Here is a 22,487-nt window from a genome sequence, read left to right on the forward strand (position 1 = left end):
GTGGTTAACGGGGCGCTCAGATCAAGAGCGTGACGGCGGCCTTGCGGCCTGCCTGAAGCTGGCGCGGTGTGTAGCGCCCCATGTAGGAGCTGGCTTGCCAGCGAAGACGTCGACCCAGGCGCTGCAAGGCTTGCGGGCCTCTTCGCCGGCAAGCCGGCTCCTACGGAGAACTGCACGGCGTATCTGACTGCTGTAGGAGCTGGCTCGCCAGCGAAGGCGTCGGCCCGGGCGGAGCATGACTTACAGGCCTCTTCGCCGGCAAGCCGGCTCCTACGGGGAACTGCACGGTGTATCTGACTGCTGTAGGAGCTGGCTCGCCAGCGAAGGCGTCGGCCCGGGCGGAGCAGGGCTTGCGGGCGCTTTCGCTGGTAAGCCAGCCGCAAATGCGGGGGCTGGTGGGGCGGTTGCGCTCAGAAGGAGCGGATGATGCGGCCCAGGGTTTCCATGGCCTTTTCCGCGGCTTCGTTCCACGGGCTGCCGTAATTCAGGCGGATGCAGTTGCGAAAGCGCTGGGTCGGCGAAAAGATCGGCCCGGGGGCGATGCTGATGCCTTGGGCCAGGGCCATCTGGAACAGTTTCAGCGAGTCCATCTGCGGCGGCAGCTCCAGCCACAGGAAGTAGCCGCCGGCCGGCTGGCTGACTCGGGTCTGGGCCGGGAAGTAGCGGGCGATCGCCGCCAGCATGGCGCTCTGCTGTTCTTCCAGGGCATAGCGCAGCTTGCGCAGGTGGCGGTCGTAGCCACCGTGCTGCAGGTAGTCGGCAATCGCCGCCTGGGCCGGCATCGAGGCACACAACGAGGTCATCAGTTTCAGCCGTTCGATCTTCTGCGCATAGCGCCCGGCCGCGACCCAGCCGATGCGGTAGCCCGGGGCCAGGCTCTTGGCGAATGAGCCGCAGTGCATCACCAGGCCCTCGGTGTCGAAGGCCTTGGCCGGTTTCGGCGCCTGCTGGCCGTAGTACAGCTCGGCGTAGACGTCGTCTTCGATCAGCGGCACCTGGTGCTGGCGCAGCAGCTCCACCAGCTCCTGTTTCTTCGCCTCGGGCATGCTCGCGCCCATGGGGTTCTGGAAGTTGGTCATGCACCAGCAGGCCTTGATCGGGTGCCGCTCCAGGGTCTGGGCCAGCACCCCGAGGTCGATGCCGTCGCGCGGGTGCACGGGGATTTCCACCGCCTTGAGCTTGAGCCGCTCCAGCACTTGCAGGCTGGCGTAGAAGGCCGGAGCCTCGATGGCCACCAGGTCGCCGGGCTCGGTCACCGCTTGCAGGCACAGGTTCAGCGCCTCCAGGGCGCCGTTGGTGATCAGCAACTCCTCCATGGGCAGCATCAGCCCGGCCACCATGTAGCGCAGGGCGATCTGCCGGCGCAGCTGCGGATTGCCCGGCGACATGTCGGTGACCACCACCCGCGGGTCCATCTCGCGGCTGGCGCTGGCCAGGGAGCGCGACAGGCGCTGCAGGGGGAACAGGGTCGGGCTGGGGAACGCCGAGCCGAAAGGCACGGTGCTCGGGTCCTTGATCGAATCGAGCACCGAGAACACCAGTTCGCTGACATCGACTTCGGTGGATTCATTGACTTCGCTGCTGATCACCGGCTCCGAGAACGGGCTCGGCGCGTGGGCATTGACGAAGTAGCCGGAGCGCGGGCGGGCGCGGATCAGGCCGCGACGCTCCAGCAGGTAATAGGCCTGGAACACCGTCGACGGGCTGACCCCGTAGGTCTGGCTGGCGTAGCGCACCGAAGGCACACGCTGGCCCGGCCCCAGGACCCCGGAGCGGATCAGTTCGGCGATGTCATCGGCGAATTTTTCGTAGCGTTTCATCTGCGGTTGAGGATCCAGTCTGGTCATCGGGTCGACATATCTGCGGTGGCGAGGGAGTGACGAACGCCGCCAGCGGGCTGGCGGCGGGTGTCCGGTTCATTGGCTCCGGGGCCGGCCCCGGGGGGAGCCGGCTCCCTCGCCAGGGCATTCTAGAGGCTCAGCGGTTCATCGGCGCGACAAAACGACTCTTGGCCACGGCGTAGACGCCGGGGTCATCGCTGTCGCTGACCTTGAAACTGATGGCCTGGGAGCTGCTCTGCGCCTTGTCCTGGGTCATCGCCACGGACACCGGCAGGTCGGTGATTTCACCGGGGGCCAGGCTCAGCTCGGTCTTGCCCTGCAGCTCGAAGCCTTCGCCATCCACCAGGGCCAGGTGGTACTGCTGGCGTTCCTGGGTCTTGTTGATGATCTTCAGGCTGTAGATGTTCTCGATCTGGCCCAGGGCGTTCTCGCGGAACAGGCCGCGGTCCTTGCTCACGTCCAGGGACACCATCGGCCGCTGCACCAGGGCCAGGGCCAGGGCGCCGATCATCACCAGCAGCACCAGGCTGTAGCCCACCAGGCGCGGACGCAGCAGGTGGGTCTTGCCGCCTTGCAACTCGTGTTCCGAGGTGTAGGCGATCAGGCCGCGGGCGTAGCCCATCTTGTCCATGATCGAGTCGCAGGCGTCGATGCAGGCAGCGCAGCCGATGCACTCCATCTGCAGGCCGTCGCGGATGTCGATTCCGGTAGGGCAGACCTGTACGCACAGCTGGCAGTCGATGCAGTCGCCCAGGCCGACATCGGCAGGCTTCACATCACGCTTGCGCGGGCCACGGCTTTCGCCGCGCACCGGGTTGTAGGAAATGGTCAGGGTGTCCTTGTCGAACATCACGCTCTGGAAGCGCGCATAAGGGCACATGTGCATGCACACCGCCTCGCGCAGCCAGCCGGCGTTGATGTAGGTGGCCGCGGCGAAGAACAGCACCCAGAACAGGCTCAGGCCGCCGATCTGCAGGGTCAGCAGTTCCTGGGCCAGGGGGCGGATGGGGGTGAAGTAGCCGACGAAGGTCAGGCCGGTGAGCAGGCTGATGCCCAGCCACAGGGTGTGCTTCATGGCCCGGCGGGCCAGCTTGTTCAGGCCCCAGGGCGCGGCCTGCAGCTTGATCCGCTGGTTGCGCTCGCCCTCGGTGACCTTTTCGCACCACATGAACAGCCAGGTCCACGAGCTTTGCGGGCAGGTGTAGCCGCACCAGACGCGGCCGGCGAACACGGTGATGGCGAACAGGCCGAAGGCGCAGATGATCAGCAGCGCCGAGAGGAGGATGAAGTCCTGGGGCCAGAAGGTTGCGCCGAAAATGTGGAACTTGCTTTCGGCCAGGTCCCAGAGCACGGCCTGGCGGCCACCCCAGTTGAGCCACACGGTGCCGAAGAACAGCAGGAACAGGAAACCTGCTCCGCTCATGCGCAGGGTGCGGAACAGGCCGCTGAAACTGCGGGTGTAGACGTGTTTGTCAGTGGTCTTCGTCTTCATCTGTGTAGGGCGTGAAGGTTCGAAGGTTTCTACTAATCGGACGGGGATTCTTTCGCTCATGGTCGTTCGCTCATCAGCCTCCATCAGGCCGGGCAACTATGACCACGGATCTGTTTGCATAACAGACTCAGGTATTTGATAAAAAACCGGATCAGATGGCCCTTTGCAGCGCCCCTGCGACAACTTGCCGTACCCCCTCAGGTGCCACCAGGGAGGGCTGCAGGCCGTGCTGGCACAGGGCCGCGGGGCGGGCCCTGATCCAGGTCAGTCAAATCACCGAATCACCTTCACTGGCTTTCAGATGGCGCCGGCCGTCGGTGGCGCCTGCTACGGTCAATGCGTCGGCTTCTGCTTCGGTGATGTAGACCCGCTCGCCACCCAGGTCCACCGCCGACATCGACTTGGCGCTGTCGGTGATGATGGTCACGGCGCTGGCCGGGAGGTGCTGGTGCAGGGTTTCGGTGTCGAAATAGCAGGTCTGGTTTTCGATGCGCAGGCTCATGGCGGTTACCTCAAGGCAATGGCTGTACAGGTTAGGGCGCAGGGGCCGGCCAGGGTTCGACCACGGCGATCAACGGTGGCTGGGCAGGCGCTGGCAGGCGCTGGCGCAGGCTTGTGCAGGAACTGGCTGGCCAGCGAAGGCGTCCGTGGGGTTGGCAGCCGGCTTGGGGCCTCTTCTCCGGCAAGCCGGTTCCTGCGGTGGTGGTGATGGCGGCACCTTTTGCTGGCGGGCGCGGTCCATCGCTCAGGAACCCGCGAAGGGACGAGGAGCGATCGCATGAACACCTGGTGGCAAGAAGTCTGGCTGACCCTGCAAGACGAATTCGCCGATATCGGCGATGCCCGGCAACTGACCCAGATCACCCTGCGGCTGCTGGTGGCGGCCCTGCTGGGGGGCATTCTGGGCTTCGAACGCGAGCATCAGGGCAAGGCCGCCGGGGTTCGCACCCATATGCTGGTGGCCATGGGCGCGGCCCTGTTCGTGCTGGTGCCGAGCCTGTCCGGGGCCCAGGCCGATGCCATGAGCCGGGTGCTCCAGGGGGTCATCGCCGGGATCGGTTTTCTCGGCGCCGGGACCATCCTCAAGGGCCGTGAAGAAGACCAGGGCCAGCACGTCAAGGGCCTGACCACCGCCGCCGGGCTGTGGATGACCGCCGCCATCGGCGTGGCCGCCGGCATGGGCCGCGAGGCCACGGCGGTGCTCAGTACCTTGCTGGCGCTGATGGTCTTCAGCCTGATGCCGCTGATTGTCCGGCGCCTGGAAAAGCGCCAGGACGGCTGATGCTCCGGGCCTCCCCACGTGGCTGTCTATGCTTGCTGGCTGGGCAGGCGCCCGGGCTCAGGCGCTGACCACCACCGGCGGCATGGTAGTGGGCGGGTCGCCCTTGGGTGGCGGGGTGCTTTCCGGCGGTTCCTGCTCCGGGATCGGCTCAGGCTCGCTGGGGGGCAGGGTCGGTTGGTCGATGTTGGGATCGGGGGTTTCTGCCGGGATCGGGATATTCATCGCGCTGGCCTCCTTTGTGCTTGCAGATGCACGGGCTCTTCTGGTGGACCGCAGCGGCGCGGATTTGATTCCCGCCGCTTGGCCGACCAATCGCGGTGAACTTTCGCCGCAGGCTTTGGCTCGGAACCTAAGTGCATTGATTCACCGGGGCCGCGGCCCCGCCACCAGAGCGTCGAAGACGTGAAAAAGGGGTGATGCTCGATGACTGTAGAAAAACCGACCGAACAGCAATACCAGGCGCACCTGCCGTTGTCCCAGGCCCTGCTGCTGCCGCGCATTGCCATCGAGAGCATCCGCCCGGTGCTCGACGGCGGCCAGTTCGCGGTCAAGGCGGTGGCCGGCCAGGAGGTAGAGGTGGCGTGCAAGGTATTCGCCGACGGCCACGACAAACTGGCGGTGCGGGTGCGCTGGCACAACGAGCAACAGGACAGCTGGGCCAGCCAGGCCCTGGAAGACCAGGGCAACGACGGTTGGCTGGGGCGTTTCACGGTGCCCGAAGTGGGGCGCTACCGCTTCTGCATCGAAGCCTGGATCGATCAGTTCGCCAGCTTCTGCTACGAGCTGGAGAAAAAGCACCTGGCCGGGGTTGCGGTCAGCCTGGAGCTGCAGGAGGGCCGCAGCCATGTGCAACAGGCCGCCGAGCGCAGCGAAGGGCCGCTGCGCGAGCAGTTGCTGGCGTTGCAGCGCGATCTGTCCGGGTTGCTGGAGGCCGAGCAGGTGGCGCTGTTTCTCAGCGAGTCCAGCGCGCGCCTGATGGCCGAGGCCGATCACCGGCCCTACCTGAGCCTGAGCCCCGAGTACCCGCTGGATGTGGAGCGGCTACAGGCCCAGTTCGCCAGTTGGTACGAGCTGTTTCCCCGCTCGATCACCGACAATCCGGCCCGCCACGGCACGTTCAACGACGTTCATTCGCGGCTGCCGATGATTCACGACATGGGCTTTGACGTGCTGTATTTCCCGCCGATCCACCCCATCGGCCGCAGCCACCGCAAGGGGCCCAACAACTCGCTGAGCGCAGGCCCGGACGATCCCGGCAGCCCCTATGCAATCGGCAGCGAGGAGGGCGGCCACGAGGCCATCCACCCGCAACTGGGCAGCCGGGAGGACTTCCGCCGGCTGCTGGCGGCGGCCGCCGACCACGGCCTGGAGATCGCCCTGGACTTCGCCATCCAGTGCTCCCAGGACCACCCCTGGCTCAAGCAGCACCCGGGCTGGTTCAACTGGCGCCCGGACGGCACCATCAAATACGCCGAGAACCCGCCGAAGAAGTACCAGGACATCGTCAATGTCGACTTCTATGCCGCCGAGGCCATTCCCAGCCTGTGGCTGGAACTGCGGGACATCGTCATCGGCTGGGTCGAGGAGGGGGTCAAGACCTTTCGCGTGGACAACCCCCACACCAAGCCGCTGCCGTTCTGGCAGTGGCTGATCGGCGAAGTGCGCCGCCAGTACCCTGAGGTGATCTTCCTCGCCGAAGCCTTCACCACCCCGGCGATGATGGCGCGCCTGGGCAAGGTCGGTTACACCCAGAGCTACACCTACTTCACCTGGCGCAACACCAAGAGCGAGTTGTCCAGCTACCTGGCCGAACTCAACCAGCCGCCGTGGCGCGACTGCTTCCGCCCCAACTTCTTCGTCAACACCCCGGACATCAACCCGCAGTTCCTGCATGACTCGGGGCGCCCTGGGTTTCTGATCCGCGCGGTGCTGGCCACCATGGGATCCGGGCTGTGGGGCATGTATTCCGGGTTCGAGCTGTGCGAATCGGCGCCGGTGCCGGGCAAGGAGGAGTACCTGGATTCGGAGAAATACCAGATCCGCCCCCGGGACTTCTCGGCGCCGGGCAACATCATTGCCGAGATCGCCCAGCTCAACCGCATCCGCCGGCAGAACCCGGCGCTGCACAGCCACCTGGGGCTCAAGCTGTACAACGCCTGGAATGACCACATCCTGTATTTCGGCAAGCGCAGCGGCGACAACTTCGTGCTGGTGGCGGTCAGCCTCGACCCGTTCAACCCCCAGGAGGCGCATTTCGAATTGCCGCTGTGGGAAATGGGCCTGGCCGATGACGCCCAGACCCAGGGCGAGGACCTGATGAACGGCCACCGCTGGACCTGGTACGGCAAGACCCAGTTCATGCGCATCGAACCGGCGCAGCCCTTCGGCATCTGGCGCATCACCGCCACGTAGGAGCCGGCTTGGGCCCATGGGCCTTGTGCAGGCCCGGCCGACGCCTTCGCTGGCAAGCCAGCTCCCACGGTGGGGCGTGGTTTGTGGCAGCTGCGAATTCAATTTTTCAGGAGCCCGACATGGCCAAGAAACCTCGCCCCACGACCTTTATCAAGGACCCGCTCTGGTACAAGGACGCGGTGATCTACCAGGTGCATGTGAAGTCCTACTTCGATTCCAACAACGACGGAATCGGCGATTTTCCCGGGCTGATCGCCAAACTCGACTACATCAAGGACCTGGGGGTCAACACCATCTGGCTGTTGCCGTTCTACCCCTCGCCGCGGCGCGACGATGGCTACGACATCGCCGAGTACCGCGGGGTCAGCCCCGACTACGGCACCCTGGCTGACGCCCGGCGCTTTATCGCCGAGGCCCACAAGCGCGAACTGCGGGTGATCACCGAGCTGGTGATCAACCACACCTCCGACCAGCACCCCTGGTTCCAGCGGGCACGCAAGGCCAAGCCGGGTTCGGCGGCGCGCAATTTCTACGTGTGGTCCGACGACGACCAGAAATACGACGGCACGCGGATCATCTTTCTCGACACCGAGAAGTCCAACTGGACCTGGGACCCGGTGGCCGGCCAGTACTTCTGGCACCGCTTCTACTCCCACCAGCCGGACCTCAACTTCGACAACCCCCAGGTGATGAAGGCCGTGCTCTCGGTGATGCGCTACTGGCTCGACATGGGCATCGACGGCCTGCGCCTGGACGCCATTCCCTACCTGATCGAGCGCGATGGCACCAACAACGAGAACCTGCCGGAGACCCATCAGGTGCTCAAGCAGATCCGCGCCGAAATCGACGCCAACTATCCGGACCGCATGCTCCTGGCCGAGGCCAACCAATGGCCGGAAGACACCCAGCTGTACTTTGGCGATGTCACAGGCAGCGACGGCGACGAGTGCCACATGGCCTTCCACTTTCCGCTGATGCCGCGCATGTACATGGCCCTGGCCCAGGAGGATCGCTTCCCCATCACCGACATCCTGCGCCAGACCCCGGAGATCCCGGCCAACTGCCAGTGGGCGATCTTCCTGCGCAACCACGATGAACTGACCCTGGAAATGGTCACCGACCGCGAGCGCGACTACCTGTGGAACTACTACGCCGCCGACCGCCGGGCGCGGATCAACCTGGGGATCCGCCGGCGCCTGGCGCCGCTGATGGAGCGTGACCGGCGGCGCATCGAGCTGCTCAACAGCCTGCTGCTGTCGATGCCCGGTACCCCGACCCTGTACTACGGCGACGAGATCGGCATGGGCGACAACATCTACCTGGGGGACCGGGATGGCGTGCGTACGCCGATGCAATGGTCCATCGATCGCAACGGCGGTTTCTCCCGGGCCGACCCGGCCAGCCTGGTGCTGCCGCCGATCATGGATTCGCTGTACGGCTACCCGTCAGTCAACGTCGAGACCCAGTCTGGCGATCCCCATTCGCTGCTCAACTGGACCCGGCGCATGCTGGCGGTGCGCAAGCAGTCCAAGGCCTTTGGCCGCGGCACGCTGAAGATGCTGTCGCCGAGCAACCGACGGATCCTGGCCTATACCCGGGAATACACCGGGCCTGACGGCAAGCAGGAGATCATCCTGTGCGTGGCCAACGTCTCGCGTAGCGCCCAGGCCGCGGAGCTGGACCTCTCGGCGTTCGCGGGCATGGTGCCGGTGGAGATGCTCGGCGGGAACGCCTTTCCGCCCATCGGACAGCTGAATTTCCTCCTGACCCTGGCGCCCTACGGTTTCTACTGGTTCGTCCTGGCGGCGGAAAACCAGATGCCCAGCTGGCACGTGGAACCGGCCCAGAGCCTGCCGGATTTCACCACCCTGGTGCTGAAGAAACGCCTCGAAGAATTGCTCGAAGCGCCATCGCGCACCACCCTGGAGCAGGAAGTACTGCCCAACTGGCTGCCCAAGCGGCGCTGGTTCGCCGGCAAGGACAGCGCCATCGACCAGGCGCGGATCGCCTACGGCGTGCGCTTTGGCGACCCGCAGCACCCGGTGCTGCTCAGCGAGATCGAAGTCACCAGCGCCGGGCGCAGCGAGCGCTACCAGTTGCCGTTCGGCCTGTTGGCCGAAGAGCAGATCAACAGCGCCTTGCCCCAGCAACTGGCCATGGCTCGGGTGCGTCGCGGGCGCCAGGTGGGGCTGATCACCGACGCCTTCGCCCTCGACAGTTTCGTGCGCAACGTGCTGCTGGCGCTGCAGGGCGCCACCTGCCTGGACAGCGAGCAGGGCCAGATCCGTTTCGAGGCCACCGCGCAGCTGGCGGCGCTGGGCCTGGGGGCCGACGCCGAGGTGCGCTACCTGTCGGCGGAGCAGTCCAACAGCTCGGTGGTGGTGGGCGGCAGCCTGGTGCTCAAGCTGATCCGCAAGGTGGCGGGGGGCATTCACCCGGAACTGGAAATGGGCGCCTTCCTCACCGCTGCCGGCTTTGCCCACATCTCGCCGCTGCTGGGCTCGGTGCTGCGCCGCGATGCCCAGGGCGAAGACCATCTGCTGATGATCGCCCAGGGCTACCTGAACAATCAGGGCGATGCCTGGGAGTGGACCCAGAACAACCTCGAGCGGGCGATCCGCGACGAGCTGGCCGAGGCCATGTCCGAGCAGGAGCAGCACTACAACGCCCTGGGCGAGCTCCAGGATTTCGCCGGCCTGCTGGGCCAGCGCCTGGGGGAAATGCACCTGCTGCTGGCGGCCCCCAGCGACAATCCGGATTTCGCTCCCGAGCACGCCACCGCCAAGGATGCCCAGGCCTGGAACCAGCAGGTTGCCGAGCAACTGGAGCGCGGGTTGCAACTGCTTCAACAGCACCAGGCCGAACTCGCGGCAGGGGAGCAGAAATTGCTCGGCAAATTGTTGCAGCATAAGGCGCTGATCCTGGGTCACATCCAGCAACTGGCCAAACAGTTGGTGGGGGGCGTGCGGATTCGTGTCCACGGCGACCTGCACCTGGGGCAGGTACTGGTGATCAAGGGCGATGCCTACCTGATCGACTTCGAGGGCGAGCCGGCCCGGCCCCTGGCCGAGCGCCGCGGCAAGCACAGCCCGTACAAGGATGTCAGCGGGGTCCTGCGTTCCTTCGACTACGCGGCGGCCATGGCCCTGGAGGCACCGGCGGTGGACGGCGCGCAAGGCGCGGCGGCGGGGCGGCGCAAAGTGGTCACGCGCTACCTGGCCGAGGCGCGCCACGCCTTTGTCCAGGCGTATCGGCTGGCGACGGCTAATCTTGCCCATGGCTGGCAGGACCCGGCGGCCGCGGATGCCGCCCTGGCACTGTTCAGCCTGGAGAAGGCCGCCTACGAGCTGGCCTATGAAGCGGAGAACCGTCCCGCCTGGTTGCCTGTGCCATTGCACGGCCTGGTGGGGCTGTTGCGTGAACTGAAACCCTTTTCCGATATTGAGAGTGGTGGAGAGCAGTCATGAGTTTCTCGAACAAGGAACAGGGAAAGCAGCAACCGGCATTGCTTCCTTCGGCCAAGGCCATCGACGCCCTGGTACGGGCCGAACACCGCGATCCATTCGCCATTCTCGGGCCCCACGGCGATGGCGCCGGCGGGCAATTCATCCGCGCTTTCCTGCCCGGGGCGCTGAGTGTGCAGGTGCTGGACCGCGACCAGCAGCAGGTGCTCGGCAGCCTGCAAGCCGGTGAGGTGCCGGGGCTGTTTGTCGGGCACTTTCCCGAGGCCCGGCCCTATCTCTTGCGCATTCAATGGGCCGGGGGCGAACAGGTCAGTGAAGACCCCTACAGCTTCGGCCCCCTGCTGGGGGAGATGGACCTGTACCTGTTTGCCGAAGGCAATCACCGCGACCTCAGTTCCTGCCTGGGGGCGCAACTGACCACCGTGGACGGCATCGACGGCGTGCGTTTTGCGGTCTGGGCACCGAATGCCCGGCGGGTCTCGGTGGTGGGCGACTTCAATATCTGGGACGGGCGCCGGCACCCGATGCGCCTGCGCCATCCCTCCGGGGTCTGGGAGCTGTTCATCCCGCGCCTGCAGGCGGGCGAGGCCTACAAATACGAGATCCTCGGGCCCCAGGGCATCCTGCCGCTCAAGGCCGACCCCATGGCCCTGGCCACGCAGTTGCCGCCGGACACCGCCTCCAGAGTCGCGCCGCCCCTGACCATCGACTGGCAGGACCAGGAGTGGATGCTGGCCCGTGGCGAGCGCCAGCGGGTGGACGCGCCGCTGTCGATCTATGAGCTGCATGCCGGTTCCTGGCAGTGCGAAGTGGACGACCTTGGAGAAGTGGCCCGCCAGTACAGCTGGGCCGAACTGGCCGAACGGCTGATTCCCTACGTCAAGGACCTGGGGTTTACCCATATCGAACTGATGCCGATCATGGAGCACCCGTTTGGCGGCTCCTGGGGCTACCAGCCGCTGTCGCAGTTCGCCCCCAGCGCCCGCTACGGCAGCCCGCAGGATTTCGCAGCCTTCGTCGACGCCTGCCACCAGGCGGGCATCGGGGTGATTCTCGATTGGGTGCCGGCGCACTTTCCCACTGATACCCACGGCCTGGCGCAGTTCGACGGCACTGCACTGTATGAGTACGGCAACCCCCTGGAGGGCTTCCACCAGGACTGGGACACCCTGATCTACAACCTGGGGCGTACCGAAGTGCACGGTTTCATGCTGGCTTCGGCGCTGCACTGGCTCAAGCATTTCCACGTCGACGGCCTGCGGGTGGATGCCGTGGCCTCGATGCTCTACCGCGACTATTCGCGCAAGGCCGGGGAATGGGTGCCGAACCGCCACGGCGGCCGGGAAAACCTCGAAGCCATTGATTTTCTGCGCCACCTCAACGACGTCGTGGCCCTGGAGGCCCCGGGTGCCCTGGTGATCGCCGAGGAGTCCACCGCCTGGCCCGGGGTCAGCCAGCGCACCGACCAGGGCGGCCTGGGCTTTGCCTATAAATGGAACATGGGCTGGATGCATGATTCCCTGCATTACATCCAGCAGGACCCGGTGTACCGCGCCCACCATCACAACGAACTGAGCTTTGGTCTGGTGTACGCCTGGTCCGAGCGTTTCATCCTGCCGATCTCCCACGACGAAGTGGTGCACGGCAAGCACTCGCTGATCGACAAGATGCCCGGCGATCGCTGGCAGAAGTTCGCCAACCTGCGGGCCTACCTGAGCTTCATGTGGGCCCATCCGGGCAAGAAGCTGCTGTTCATGGGCTGCGAGTTCGGCCAATGGCGCGAGTGGAACCACGACCAGCAACTGGACTGGTACCTGCTGCAATACCCCGAGCACCGCGGGGTGCAGCAACTGGTGGGGGACCTCAACCGCCTGTATCGCCAGTACCCGGCGCTGCACGACCAGGACGACGTGCCCCAGGGTTTCCAATGGCTGATCGGCGACGATGCGATCAACAGCGTCTATGCCTGGTTGCGCTGGAGCAAGAGCGGCGAACCGCTGCTGGTGGTGGCCAACTTCACCCCGGTGCCACGCCAGGGCTATCGCGTCGGCGTACCGGTGGCGGGGCGCTGGAGCGAGTTGCTCAACAGCGATTCGCAACTGTATGCCGGCTCCAACTACGGCAACGGTGGCGAGGCCTTCAGCGAAGAGCAGAGCAGCCATGGCCAGGCCCTGTCCCTGGTACTCAACCTGCCGCCGCTGGCCGTACTGATCCTGCGCCCTGACAGTTGACCCAGGCGTCCTGTAGCCGTTGCCGAAGGTTACGAACGGTCTGGGCGGCGCTCCGTCGCTGGGGCGCGGGGTTTGCGAGGTCGCCAACGGCTCGTCTGAAGATCGCCCAGTCAACCGGTTACAGGGAGTCGGCGGCCTCGGCGATCAGCGCGGCTACGGGCCCGGGCTGGGAGGCGAGGGAGGCGTGGCTGGCGTCCAGGTGAATGACCTTGCGGGCGTTGAGCCGGGCGGCCATGCGCTCCTGGTTCGCCGGGGCGATCATGCGGTCGGCACGGGACACCTGGTACCAGGAAGGTTTGTCGCGCCATGCCGGGGCCCCGAGGGCGTCGCCGAAGGTGCTGGCCAGCGGCGCCTTCTGGGTCAGGCCCATAACCAGCCCTTCCTGGGGGCTGAGATCCTGGCAGAAGCTCTGCTGGAAACGCTCCGGACGCACCCAGAGGTAGCCGTCGCTGTCGGGCGCCAGATTGGCGGCGGCTTCAGGCGGGAACTCCTGGGTCAGGCCACCGGGGCTTTCGCCCTGGTCCGGGGCGAAGGCGGCGATGTACACCAGGCCCGCGACGTTTGGCGCATGTCCGGCCTGGGTGATCACCGCGCCGCCGTAGGAGTGCCCCACCAGCAGCACCGGCCCCGCTTGCTGGGCCACCAGTTTGCGGGTCCGTTCGACGTCCTCGGCGAGGGAGGTCAGGGGCAGTTCCACGGCGCGGATCTTCTCGTACCCGCGGTTCAGCAGTTCGACGATGACCCGGTTCCAGTGGGCGGCACCGCCCCAGAAACCGTGGACCAGGACAATCGTGGGTTGCTCGCTCATCGCTTGATTCCTTCTCTGGGCTCAAGGTTGGCCCGGAGGCGGGCGCCCCCAGGCTCGGGTTCGGGGAAAAGCATGGTCGACTCTGGCGGGAATACGGCTATTTATTCATGAATTCTGATGTGCGGCCCCAGGCGGCAGGTGCACTTCCACCGCCAGCGGCAGGTGATCGGAGAGATGGGTCCAGGGCTTGTTGCCGAGGATCTGCGGGCGGTGGCTGTGGGCGTTGCGCAGGTAGACCCGATCCAGGCGCAGCAGTGGCCAGCGGGCCGGGTAGGTCTTGGCCGGGCGGCCATGATGGCGTTCGAAGGCTTCGTGCAGGTCGTTGCGCCGGCCCAGGGTGGCGTTGCCGTGCATCTGCCAGTCATTGAAGTCGCCGGCGATGATCACCGGTGCCTCCTCGGGCAGTGATTCGAGCAACTGGCCCAGCAGCGCCAGCTGCAACTGGCGATGGCTTTCCAGCAGGCTCAGGTGCACGCAGATGGCGTGGACCTCGGCGTGGCCGGGCACATCCAGCACGCAGTGCAGCAGGCCCCGGCGCTCGGGGCCGGTGATCGAAACATCGAGGTTGCGGTACTGGCGGATCGGAAACTTCGACAACAGGGCGTTGCCGTGATGGCCGTCGGGGTACACCGCGTTGCGCCCGTAGGCGTAGTCGCTCCACATGCTGTCGGCGAGAAACTCGTACTGTGACTGCTGAGGCCAGTTGTCCAGGCGCGAGGCATGGCGCTCGTGCTCGCCCAGCACTTCCTGGAGAAACACCAGGTCGGCCTGGGTACTGCGCACGGCCTCGCGCAGTTCCGGAAGAATGAAGCGGCGGTTCAGGGCGGTGAAGCCCTTATGGGTGTTGACGGTCAGAACGCGTAACCGCTGGACCGCCTCGGGGTTGGGCTGGCGGGTGGAATCGCTGCTCACGCGGGCTCCTTGGAATCAGTGGCGGTTACAGATGGGACTGGCGACCGGTGCGTGCGTTCAGCTTATTTTCCACCCGCGCAGGCCTACATCAGGATGATCTCGTAGGGCAGGCGCAGGCGCTCCAGCAGCACCGGCGACAGCGACGGCTCCAGGCCGATCTCCGGCTCGCCCTGCAACTGGCTGGCATAGGCGTGGGCGGCGTGGCGCTTGCGGGCCACGGTCCAGGTGTCCAGGCGCAGCTTGCGCGCACGCTGCCAGGGGATCTGGTGCTCCTCGCGGGCCGCCCAGTGCCAGGCCCAGATCGGAATCTCATGAAAACGCGCACCCACCAGGCTCGCGGCCTTGGCCGTGGCCCTGCCCACGGCTTCGTGGTCGAGGTTGCCATCGGCGCGCCAGGTGCTGAACACCACGTCGGTGTCGCGCAGGTAGCGGCAGATGAAGGGCACCAGCTGCTGTTCCCGTTCGCTCAAGGCGCTGTCGGCAAAGCCGCCGCGGATCCACTTCAGGCTGTGCAGGGGCAGGCCCAGGCGACGCAGGGCTTCGGCGCTTTCCTGGGGCCGGAACACGCTCAGGCGGCGCTTGGGCCACAGCTCCGACCCGGGATGGCTGGCGCTGCCGTCGCTGATGGAAATCAGTTGCAGAGGGTGGCCGTGGTGGGCCAGCACTTGCAGCAGGCCGCCGCTGGCGACCACTTCGTCACCGGGGTGAGGGGCGACTATCACTGCCCGGGAGCCGGCCGGAACCAGGTTGGCCAGATTGATGGCCGGCACCTCGGCCAGGCTGCGGGCACTGTTCCAGACTTGGCTGGGCCAGTTGCTGTCGATTGCGGGTATGGCTTTCATGGGGTGTCACATCCCTGTTTTCCGGGCCACGGCAGTAGCGGTTGAACCTCCGTTCAGTCGCGACCCTGGGTTTGCACGCACGCTGATTCCTTGGCACCTGCCTCAGCGTGAAGTACCGGTGCCCCATACCTTTGGAGCACCGCGATTCGGGGGTAATCATACACAGCCTGGAGCTTTCCACGCAGTGCCAGCCCAGGCTTATTTGCTGATTACCAAGCCCGTCACAGGGTAGACGGCAATTCTCCCCCCGGGGAGGCGCACTGACCAATGCCATGCTGTACTTCACAGCCCTGCGCAAGGTTCGTTCAGGCGCTTGAGGTAATCGCCGAACCCACCTTTGGCCCGCGAATCCAGGCGCCCGCTGGTAATCACTTGCGGATGCCGGCTCCAGGCGATGCTGGCGCCGCAGCGCTGCAACTGCCGCACCAGCTGCACATCCTCGTGGCAGGCCAGGGCCTCGAAGCCGCCGGCGCGGACATAGGCTGCAGCGCTGATGCCGAGGTTGGCGCCATGGATGTGCCGGTGGCCATCGCTGTCCTGGTAGGCGTCGTGATAGCGGATCCGGGCCTGGGGTTCGAAGCCTTCGCTCCAGCGGTCGACGGTGACGGTGCCGCAGACGGCGTCGGCGCCCAGGGCCAGTTGGGCCACCAGCCAGTCCTCGGGTACGCGGCTGTCGGCATCGGTACAGGACAGCCAGCGGGCGCCGGCCTGCAGCAGCAACTGCGCGCCCGCGGCCCGTGCCCGTCCGACATTGCGCACCTGCAATTGCAGGTGTTGTACGGCGAACTGGCGGGCAATGTCCAGAGAACCGTCGGAGCAGCTGTCGAGCACCACCAGGATCGCCACGTCTTCATTGAGCTCGGGGTGGCTGGCGGCTTTCAGGGCGCAGCGCAGGCAGTCGGCCAGCAGTTGCTCCTCGTTATGGGCGGGTATCACCACTCCGATCATCGCAGGCCCTCCAGGGTCGCGACCGAATCCGCTTCGCGGCCCCAGAGGTCGAGGAGAAAGTCCGCTTCCTGGTGCTCCAGCAAGCGTGGCAGTTGCAAATGGCGATGGAGCAGTTCGTGCACTTGTCCGGCATCCAGGGGGCACTCGGCAATGGGCGGGCGCCAGTGGCAGGCCAGTAGCTGGCCATCCGCGGCCAGGGAGCCCAGGGCCCGTGCCACCAGTTGCGCCAGGTCGGCGGCGTCCAGGTAATAGCCGATCTCGCTGATGACGATCAGATCGAAGGGCCCCTTGGGCCAGTCCTGGGGCAGGCGGCCGTGTTCCACCCGGGCGTGGGGGAAGGAGCGCAAGCGCTGCCGGGCCAGGTCCACCGCGTTGCGCGCGGTGTCATAGGCCAGCAGGCTGTCGCAGCGGCTGGCCAGTTCGGCGCTGAGTTCGCCGTTGGCACAACCGGGTTCGAAAATGCTCCGGTAGTGGCGGCGCGGCAGGCTGGCCAGGGTGATTGCACGTTTGCGCTGTTCATACCAGCGCTGGCGAAAGGCCCAGGGGTCCTGGTCCCGGGCGAACAGCCCTTCGAAATAGTGACTGTCGACACTCATAGGAACACCACCTCAAAAGGTTGCAGCAGACGCTCGATGATGTGCGGTGCCAGCACGGGCGCCAGGCCGATCTGCGGGTCGCCCTCCAGTTGGCTGGCAAAGGCGTGGATGGCATGGCGCTTGCGGGCCACCTGGGCAGGGCTGAGCAGCACCTTGCGGGCCCGCTCCCAGGGCAGCTGCCGGCCCTCGGGATCGGCCCAGTGCCAGGTCCAGATCGGCAGTTCCTTGAGGCTCGCACCCGCGGCCCGGGCGGCCAGGGCGCTGGCCCGGCCCACGGCTTCGTGGTCGCAGTGGCCGTCCTCGCACCAGGTGCTGAACAGCACGTCACCGGCGCGCAGGCAACCCTGGATGAACTGCGTCAGGGCGGCTTCGTCCCGGGCGACGCGGCTGTCCTCGAAGCCCGCGCGCAGCCAGGTGATGCGCTGCAGCGGCAGGCCCAGGCGGCGCAAGCCTTCGGCGGACTCCTGGGGCCGTACCTGGCTCAGGCGCTGTACCGGCCAGCGCCGGGAGCCGGGATGGCTGGCGCAACCATCGGTGACCGAAATCAGCAGCAGCTCGCGCCCCTGCGCCGCCAGCAGTTGCAGGAGGCCGCCACAGCCGAGGATTTCATCGTCCGGGTGCGGGGCCACAATCACCGCCCGCGCTCCTTGCGGGACCAGGGTTCGAATATCCACCGCGGCCATGGCCTGCAGTTGCGAGGAAGCCTGCCAGGCCTGCAGCGAGGTGCCGCGACCGACAATCGGATTGGCTTTCACAGTTGCCATCCTCCCGTGTCCGCTGCAGCGTGGGCGGCGTTGGCCAGCTGTTGCCCGAGAATGGCCAGGTCACGCTCGGCATGGCTCTGGCGGATGAACACCGGCAGGTCCGCCAGCAGCCGGGCGAAGTGCCGGTCCAGGCAATAGGGGCCGGCGCCCAGCGCCCGGCCGACGTGGTGCAGCACGCTGTCGACGCTGGCCTCGGTCACCGCCCGGGCGCGCCGGGCCAGCAACTGACAGTTGGCCTCGGGCGCCTGATCCAACTGCCGGGCACTGTGGCGCAGCACACAGGCGGCCTGATGCAGGGCGCTGTCCACTGCCCCCAGGTGGGCCAGGGCATGGGGCTCGTCGCGTTTGGCGCAGTGTTCGCGCAGGGGATGTGCGATGGCCTGGGCGGCCCCCAGCCAGCAGGCGGCGATGCCGATGGCGCCTTGCCAGAAGCCCGGGCGCTGCAGGTAGTCATCCGGCCCGCCGACCCATTGGCCACGAGCCTCGTGGAAGTCAACCCGCTGGCTGCCGGTACTGGCCATGCCCACCGCTTGCCAGCTGCCGCTCTCGACCTGCACCCCGGGCTGGTCCAGGGCCACCGCCACCAGGCGTTGGTGGCCGTCGGCGTCCCAGGCGGTGAGCAGGGCATGGCTGAGCACCTCGGCCCCCGAGCACCAGGCCTTGGTGCCGCTGAGCCGGCAGTGCGGGCCATCGGCAACGGCGTGCACCCGGGCCTGGGGCGGCTCCGCGGCCCAGGTGCCCCAGGTGGTGCCGGGGGGCACGGGGCAGCCCAGTTCCGCCATGATCGCCAGGGCGTCGGTGTGCCCCTCGTAGAGCTTGCACAGGCCCAGGTCATGGCCGGCGACCCTGGCCAGGGCCTGCCAGCGTTGCAGGGTGGCGCCCCCGGCGGGCAGTGGCAGGCGGTCGAGCCCGGCGCCCACCAGGGCGTCCAGGCACAGGCCCAGGGCGCGGGTGTCGGCATGCCCCAGGTCGGGGGAGTGATGCAGGAAGCCTTGCAGGTCCATGTTCAGTCTTCTTCCTCATGTTGCAGTTCGAACAGCAGCAGGGAGCGCCCGGTCACCGAATACTCGTGGCCGAAGGCAAAGCGTTCCTGGCCGCGCACCGCCGGCTGGTTGGTGTCGAGCATGCAGGTCCAGAACTCCCCGGCGGGCACCTCAGGCAGGCGGAAGTTGACGATGTCGTGGTGGGCGTTGACCACCAGCAGCAGGGTGGCGTCGGCCCCGGGGCGACGGATCCCGGTTTCCTGGGCGCGGCCGTCCAGCAGCATGCCCAGGCAGCGACCATGGGGGTCCTGCCAGTGCTCGGTGGTCATCTCGCTGCCGTCGGGAGCCAGCCAGGTGACGTCCTTGACCCCGATGTCCTCGTTGTAGCTGCCCACCAGGAAGCGCCCGCGCCGCAGGATCGGGTAGCTCAGGCGCAGCTTGATCAGGCGCTTGACGAACTTGAGCAGGGACTTGCCGTCGTTATCCAGCTCCCAGTTGACCCAGCCGATCTCGCTGTCCTGGCAGTAGGCGTTGTTGTTGCCGTGCTGGGTGCGGGCGAATTCGTCGCCGGCCACCACCATCGGCGTGCCCTGGGCCAGTAGCAGGGTGGCGAAGAAGTTGCGCATCTGGCGCAGGCGCAGGGCGTTGATCTCGGGGTCGTCGCTGGGGCCTTCGACGCCGTGGTTCCAGGACAGGTTGTTGTTGCTGCCGTCCTGGTTGTTCTCGTCGTTGGCTTCGTTGTGCTTGTCGTTGTAGGACACCAGGTCGTGCAGGGTGAAACCGTCGTGGGCAGTGACGAAGTTGACCGAGGCGTAGGGCCGGCGGCCGCGCTGGTTGAACATCTCGCCGGAGGCGGTCATGCGCCCGGCAAAATCCGCCAGCTGGCCGTCATCGCCCTTCCAGAAGGCGCGCACGGTGTCGCGAAAGCGATCGTTCCATTCCACCCAGCCCGGCGGGAAGTTGCCCACCTGATAGCCGCCGGGGCCGCAGTCCCAGGGTTCGGCGATCATCTTCACCTGGCGCAGCACCGGGTCCTGGCGGCAGGCCACAAGGAAGCTGTGGCGCTCGTCGAAACCGTCGTGGTAACGCCCGAGAATGGTCGCCAGGTCGAAGCGGAAGCCGTCCACGTGCATTTCCGTGGCCCAGTAGCGCAGCGAGTCGGTGACCATCTGCAGCACGCAGGGGTGGCTCAGGTCCAGGGTGTTGCCGGTGCCCGAATCGTTGATGTAGAAGCGCTTGTCGTCGGGCATCAGGCGGTAGTAGGAGGCGTTGTCGATGCCGCGCATGGACAGGGTCGGGCCTTGCTCGTTGCCTTCGGCGGTGTGGTTGTAGACCACGTCCAGGATCACCTCCAGCCCGGCTTCGTGCAGGTGGGCGACCATTTCCTTGAATTCGGCGATCTTGCCGCTGGCCAGGTAGCGCGGGTCGGGGGCGAAGAAGGCGATGCTGTTGTAGCCCCAGTAGTTGGTCATGCCCTTGTGCAGCAGGTGCTGGTCGTTGACGAAGGCGTGGATCGGCAGCAGCTCCACCGACGACACCCCGAGCTTGCGGATGTGCTCCAGCACGTCGTCCACCATCAGCCCGGCGAAGCTGCCCCGCAGGTTCTCGGGCACCGAAGGGTGGCGCATGGTGAAGCCGCGCACATGGGTCTCGTAGATGATGGTCTTGTCCCAGGGCACGCTGACCCGCTGGTCGTTGCCCCAGGTGTGGGCCGGGTCGATGACCTTGCACTTGGGCACGAAGGGCGCGCTGTCGCGCTCGTCGAAACTGAGGTCGGCATCTGGGTGGCCGATGGTGTAGCCGAACAGCGCCTCGGACCATTTCAGCTCGCCCACCAGTTGCTTGGCATAGGGGTCGATCAGCAGTTTGTTGGGGTTGAAACGGTGCCCGTTGGCCGGGTCGTAGGGGCCGTGCACGCGGTAGCCGTAGATCAGCCCCGGGTGAGCGTCGGGCAGGTAGCCGTGGAAGATTTCGTCGGTGTATTCCGGAAGTTCGATGCGTTCGAGTTCCACTTCGCCGGCATCATCGAACACACAGAGCTCGACCTTGGTGGCATTGGCCGAGAACAGCGCGAAGTTGACCCCCAGGCCGTCCCAGGTGGCGCCGAGGGGGAAGGGCAGGCCTTCACGAATGCGCGAGGGTTCGCTCTCGGGAGTGGCGGCGGGCTGCTTGGATCTGCTCATGGTTGCTCCTGCAGTGAGACGGTGACGGGCCGGGCCCTTTCTTCAGGGCGAGCGCGACCCTTATGGCGCGCGGGCGCGCCACGGGTTGACGAGGACGAGATGGCCGGCGGGTGTCAGTTGGCCGGCGGTTTGCGCGGCGCCCGGGGCTTCTTCGCCGCCGCGGGTTTTTCTCCCGGGGGCACTACCACGGCGACGGCCGACTTGGCCTTGGGCTTGGCCGCGCTCTTGGCGGCGGGCTTTCCGGTGGCAGGCTTGGCCTTGCCGGCCTTGGGTGGCGTGCTTGGAGCCAGGGCTTCGGCCTCGGCGAGCTTGCGGGCCATGTCCCAGTGCCGGGCTTCCTGGCCCTCTGGCTTACCTTCCGACTCCCAGATCTGATAAGCGAATTCACGAATGCGTTTGTCGTCGGTACTCATCGCAATGCTCCTGGACTGAATTCAAGGTTGAATCAAAAGGTTGAGCGCAAAGTCTTGCAGTGCGGCGCTAAGCATCAGCTCCCTGTGGGGTGTGACTGCCACCGTGGAAAAAAGTCCATTCAGCTTTTGCCCCGAGGCGTCGAACGGTAGCTGCACCCGGGTATCGCCCCACAGCGGCGCCTCGATCAAGGGCATTGCGCGATCCCCCAGCAGGCCGGCGACCTGCACCGGCACTATCACCACTGCCCGTTGTGCACCGTGCTCGCGCATGAACGCCAGGACCCGCCCGGCATGTTGGCCAAGCACCGGCAGCGGCTGGTAGCGGCCCCGGCGAAACAGCTCCGGGTACTGGCCACGCAGGTTCAGGGTGCGGGCGATCAAGGCTTGCTTGATGCGTCCGTCGTGCCACTGGGCCAGCCACTGGCGTGGTTCGCCGCCGCGCTCCAGGGCCGCCTGCCGGGCCGGGTAATCCACCGGCCGGCGGTTATCCGGGTCCACCAGGCTGAAATCCCAGAACTCGTTGCCCTGGTACAGGTCGGGGACCCCAGGCACGGTCATGCGCAGCAAGGTTTGCGCCAGACTGTTGAGGGCGCCCGCCGGGGCAATGGCCCGGGCCGCCGCGGCAATCGACTGGCGCAATGCCAGGCCCTGGGGCGCCAGCAGCAGGGCCTGGACAAAGGCCTGCACGGCCTCTTCGTATTCTGCGTTGGGCGCCGCCCAGCTGCTTTGCAGCTTGGCCTCGCGCAGGGCCTTGAGCTGCCATTGCCAGATCCTTTGTCCATAGCCTTGCAGGGCCGCCTGATCCTCGGCAGCCAGTTCCAGGGGCCAACTGCCCAGCAGGGTCTGGTAAAGGATCAGTTCGTCCCCCGCCGAAGGCGCATCCGCCTGCTGGCGCAGGGGCGCGGCCAGGGTGCGCCAGTGCTCCACCTGGGCGGCATACCAGGGGGCCCGTTCGCTGAGTACCGCCAGGCGCGCGCGGCTGTCCTCGCCCCGTTTGTGGTCGTGGGTGGCGCTGGTCAGCAGGTTGTCGGGGAAGCTGGCCAGGCGTTGCTGGCAGGCCGTGTGGAAGGCGGCGATCGGCGCACTGAACTGCTCGCTGTTGAAGCCCACGTCGTTGCGCGCCAGCAGTACCGCCGAGCGGTAGAAGGCGGTGTCTTCCACGGCCTTGGCCGCGGCGGGCGAAGTCAGTTGCTGGAAACGCACACAGGCGTGGCGCAGCAGCTTGCGCCCACGGCCCGGTGGCTGCTGGCGCCAGCCCTGGCCGCCGAGCCAGCGCTCCAGGCAGTCGAGCACCGGCCTGTCGGCCTCGCCCAGGC

17 protein-coding genes and 1 pseudogene are annotated in these 22,487 nt (G+C 66.6%); 4 read left to right on the forward strand and 14 right to left on the reverse strand.

Annotated elements, in window-relative coordinates; all coding sequences use genetic code 11:
- Window positions 1-410: 410 nt before the first annotated feature.
- The 3 genes from mapR to F6S12_RS21880 all read right to left on the reverse strand — a co-directional run bounded on the left by mapR (window position 411) and on the right by F6S12_RS21880 (window position 3,835).
- Window positions 411-1,820 carry a GntR family transcriptional regulator MpaR gene (gene mapR, locus F6S12_RS21870; RefSeq protein WP_011061157.1) on the reverse strand — a complete coding sequence of 470 codons (1,410 nt, stop codon included), beginning with the start codon at window positions 1,818-1,820 and terminating at the stop codon, window positions 411-413.
- A 157-nt stretch (window positions 1,821-1,977) separates the two neighbouring features.
- Window positions 1,978-3,393, reverse strand: a complete 1,416-nt coding sequence (gene ccoG, locus F6S12_RS21875; protein WP_011061158.1) for a cytochrome c oxidase accessory protein CcoG — start codon at window positions 3,391-3,393, stop codon at window positions 1,978-1,980.
- Window positions 3,394-3,601: 208 nt separating this feature from the next.
- A complete protein-coding gene (locus F6S12_RS21880) occupies window positions 3,602-3,835 on the reverse strand; it encodes a DUF3203 family protein (protein ID WP_011061159.1) in 234 nt (77 codons plus the stop codon).
- A 276-nt stretch (window positions 3,836-4,111) separates the two neighbouring features.
- On the opposite strand from F6S12_RS21880, the gene F6S12_RS21885 reads away from it, so the two are divergent.
- The gene (locus F6S12_RS21885) at window positions 4,112-4,615 is read left to right on the forward strand and encodes an MgtC/SapB family protein (RefSeq protein WP_011061160.1); all 504 of its coding nucleotides are present in this window, start codon (window positions 4,112-4,114) and stop codon (window positions 4,613-4,615) included.
- Window positions 4,616-4,672: 57 nt separating this feature from the next.
- Here the strand turns inward: F6S12_RS21885 and F6S12_RS21890 are convergent, their stop codons facing one another.
- A complete protein-coding gene (locus F6S12_RS21890; protein ID WP_019095231.1) occupies window positions 4,673-4,837 on the reverse strand; it encodes a hypothetical protein in 165 nt (54 codons plus the stop codon).
- A 201-nt stretch (window positions 4,838-5,038) separates the two neighbouring features.
- On the opposite strand from F6S12_RS21890, the gene F6S12_RS21895 reads away from it, so the two are divergent.
- The 3 genes from F6S12_RS21895 to glgB all read left to right on the forward strand — a co-directional run bounded on the left by F6S12_RS21895 (window position 5,039) and on the right by glgB (window position 12,722).
- Window positions 5,039-7,027 (forward strand): alpha-1,4-glucan--maltose-1-phosphate maltosyltransferase, encoded by a 1,989-nt coding sequence (locus tag F6S12_RS21895; protein WP_015635516.1) that lies wholly within the window; start codon window positions 5,039-5,041, stop codon window positions 7,025-7,027.
- A gap of 119 nt (window positions 7,028-7,146) precedes the next feature.
- Complete coding sequence (treS, locus tag F6S12_RS21900) at window positions 7,147-10,494, forward strand: maltose alpha-D-glucosyltransferase (RefSeq protein ID WP_015635517.1); 3,348 nt, start codon at window positions 7,147-7,149, stop codon at window positions 10,492-10,494.
- Window positions 10,491-12,722: a 1,4-alpha-glucan branching protein GlgB gene (gene glgB, locus F6S12_RS21905; RefSeq protein WP_019095234.1), complete on the forward strand. Its 2,232-nt coding sequence runs from the start codon at window positions 10,491-10,493 to the stop codon at window positions 12,720-12,722. The genes treS and glgB overlap by 4 nt, the downstream gene beginning before the upstream one ends.
- Window positions 12,723-12,840: 118 nt before the next feature.
- Here glgB and F6S12_RS21910 read toward each other — a convergent pair whose 3' ends face one another.
- From F6S12_RS21910 to F6S12_RS21955, 10 genes and pseudogenes are all read right to left on the reverse strand, one after another.
- A complete protein-coding gene (locus F6S12_RS21910; RefSeq protein WP_015635519.1) occupies window positions 12,841-13,530 on the reverse strand; it encodes an alpha/beta hydrolase in 690 nt (229 codons plus the stop codon).
- Window positions 13,531-13,635: 105 nt separating this feature from the next.
- The gene (locus F6S12_RS21915; protein WP_011061165.1) at window positions 13,636-14,442 is read right to left on the reverse strand and encodes an endonuclease/exonuclease/phosphatase family protein; all 807 of its coding nucleotides are present in this window, start codon (window positions 14,440-14,442) and stop codon (window positions 13,636-13,638) included.
- 83 nt (window positions 14,443-14,525) lie between these two features.
- Window positions 14,526-15,284, reverse strand: a complete 759-nt coding sequence (locus F6S12_RS21920) for a PIG-L deacetylase family protein (RefSeq protein WP_011061166.1) — start codon at window positions 15,282-15,284, stop codon at window positions 14,526-14,528.
- A gap of 282 nt (window positions 15,285-15,566) precedes the next feature.
- Entirely contained in the window at window positions 15,567-16,232 is a 666-nt protein-coding gene (locus F6S12_RS21925) for a glycosyltransferase (protein ID WP_015635520.1), read from the reverse strand.
- The gene (locus F6S12_RS21930) at window positions 16,229-16,828 is read right to left on the reverse strand and encodes a class I SAM-dependent methyltransferase (protein WP_152686197.1); all 600 of its coding nucleotides are present in this window, start codon (window positions 16,826-16,828) and stop codon (window positions 16,229-16,231) included. Before F6S12_RS21930 ends, F6S12_RS21925 begins: the two co-directional genes overlap by 4 nt.
- Window positions 16,825-17,583, reverse strand: a complete 759-nt coding sequence (locus F6S12_RS21935; RefSeq protein ID WP_065363989.1) for a PIG-L deacetylase family protein — start codon at window positions 17,581-17,583, stop codon at window positions 16,825-16,827. Before F6S12_RS21935 ends, F6S12_RS21930 begins: the two co-directional genes overlap by 4 nt.
- Window positions 17,580-18,596 carry an acyl-CoA dehydrogenase gene (locus tag F6S12_RS21940; protein ID WP_220224345.1) on the reverse strand — a complete coding sequence of 339 codons (1,017 nt, stop codon included), beginning with the start codon at window positions 18,594-18,596 and terminating at the stop codon, window positions 17,580-17,582. The genes F6S12_RS21935 and F6S12_RS21940 overlap by 4 nt, the downstream gene beginning before the upstream one ends.
- A gap of 2 nt (window positions 18,597-18,598) precedes the next feature.
- On the reverse strand, window positions 18,599-20,758 hold the full coding sequence (gene glgX / locus F6S12_RS21945; RefSeq protein WP_011061171.1) for a glycogen debranching protein GlgX: 2,160 nt from the start codon (window positions 20,756-20,758) through the stop codon (window positions 18,599-18,601).
- 113 nt (window positions 20,759-20,871) lie between these two features.
- Window positions 20,872-21,171 carry a DUF2934 domain-containing protein gene (locus F6S12_RS21950; protein ID WP_053151456.1) on the reverse strand — a complete coding sequence of 100 codons (300 nt, stop codon included), beginning with the start codon at window positions 21,169-21,171 and terminating at the stop codon, window positions 20,872-20,874.
- A 21-nt stretch (window positions 21,172-21,192) separates the two neighbouring features.
- Window positions 21,193-22,487 (reverse strand): annotated as a pseudogene (locus F6S12_RS21955) (malto-oligosyltrehalose synthase); the annotation flags it as partial.

Origin of the sequence: Pseudomonas sp. JV245A (assembly GCF_032424515.1) — a bacterium.
GTDB lineage: Bacteria > Pseudomonadota > Gammaproteobacteria > Pseudomonadales > Pseudomonadaceae > Aquipseudomonas > Aquipseudomonas protegens.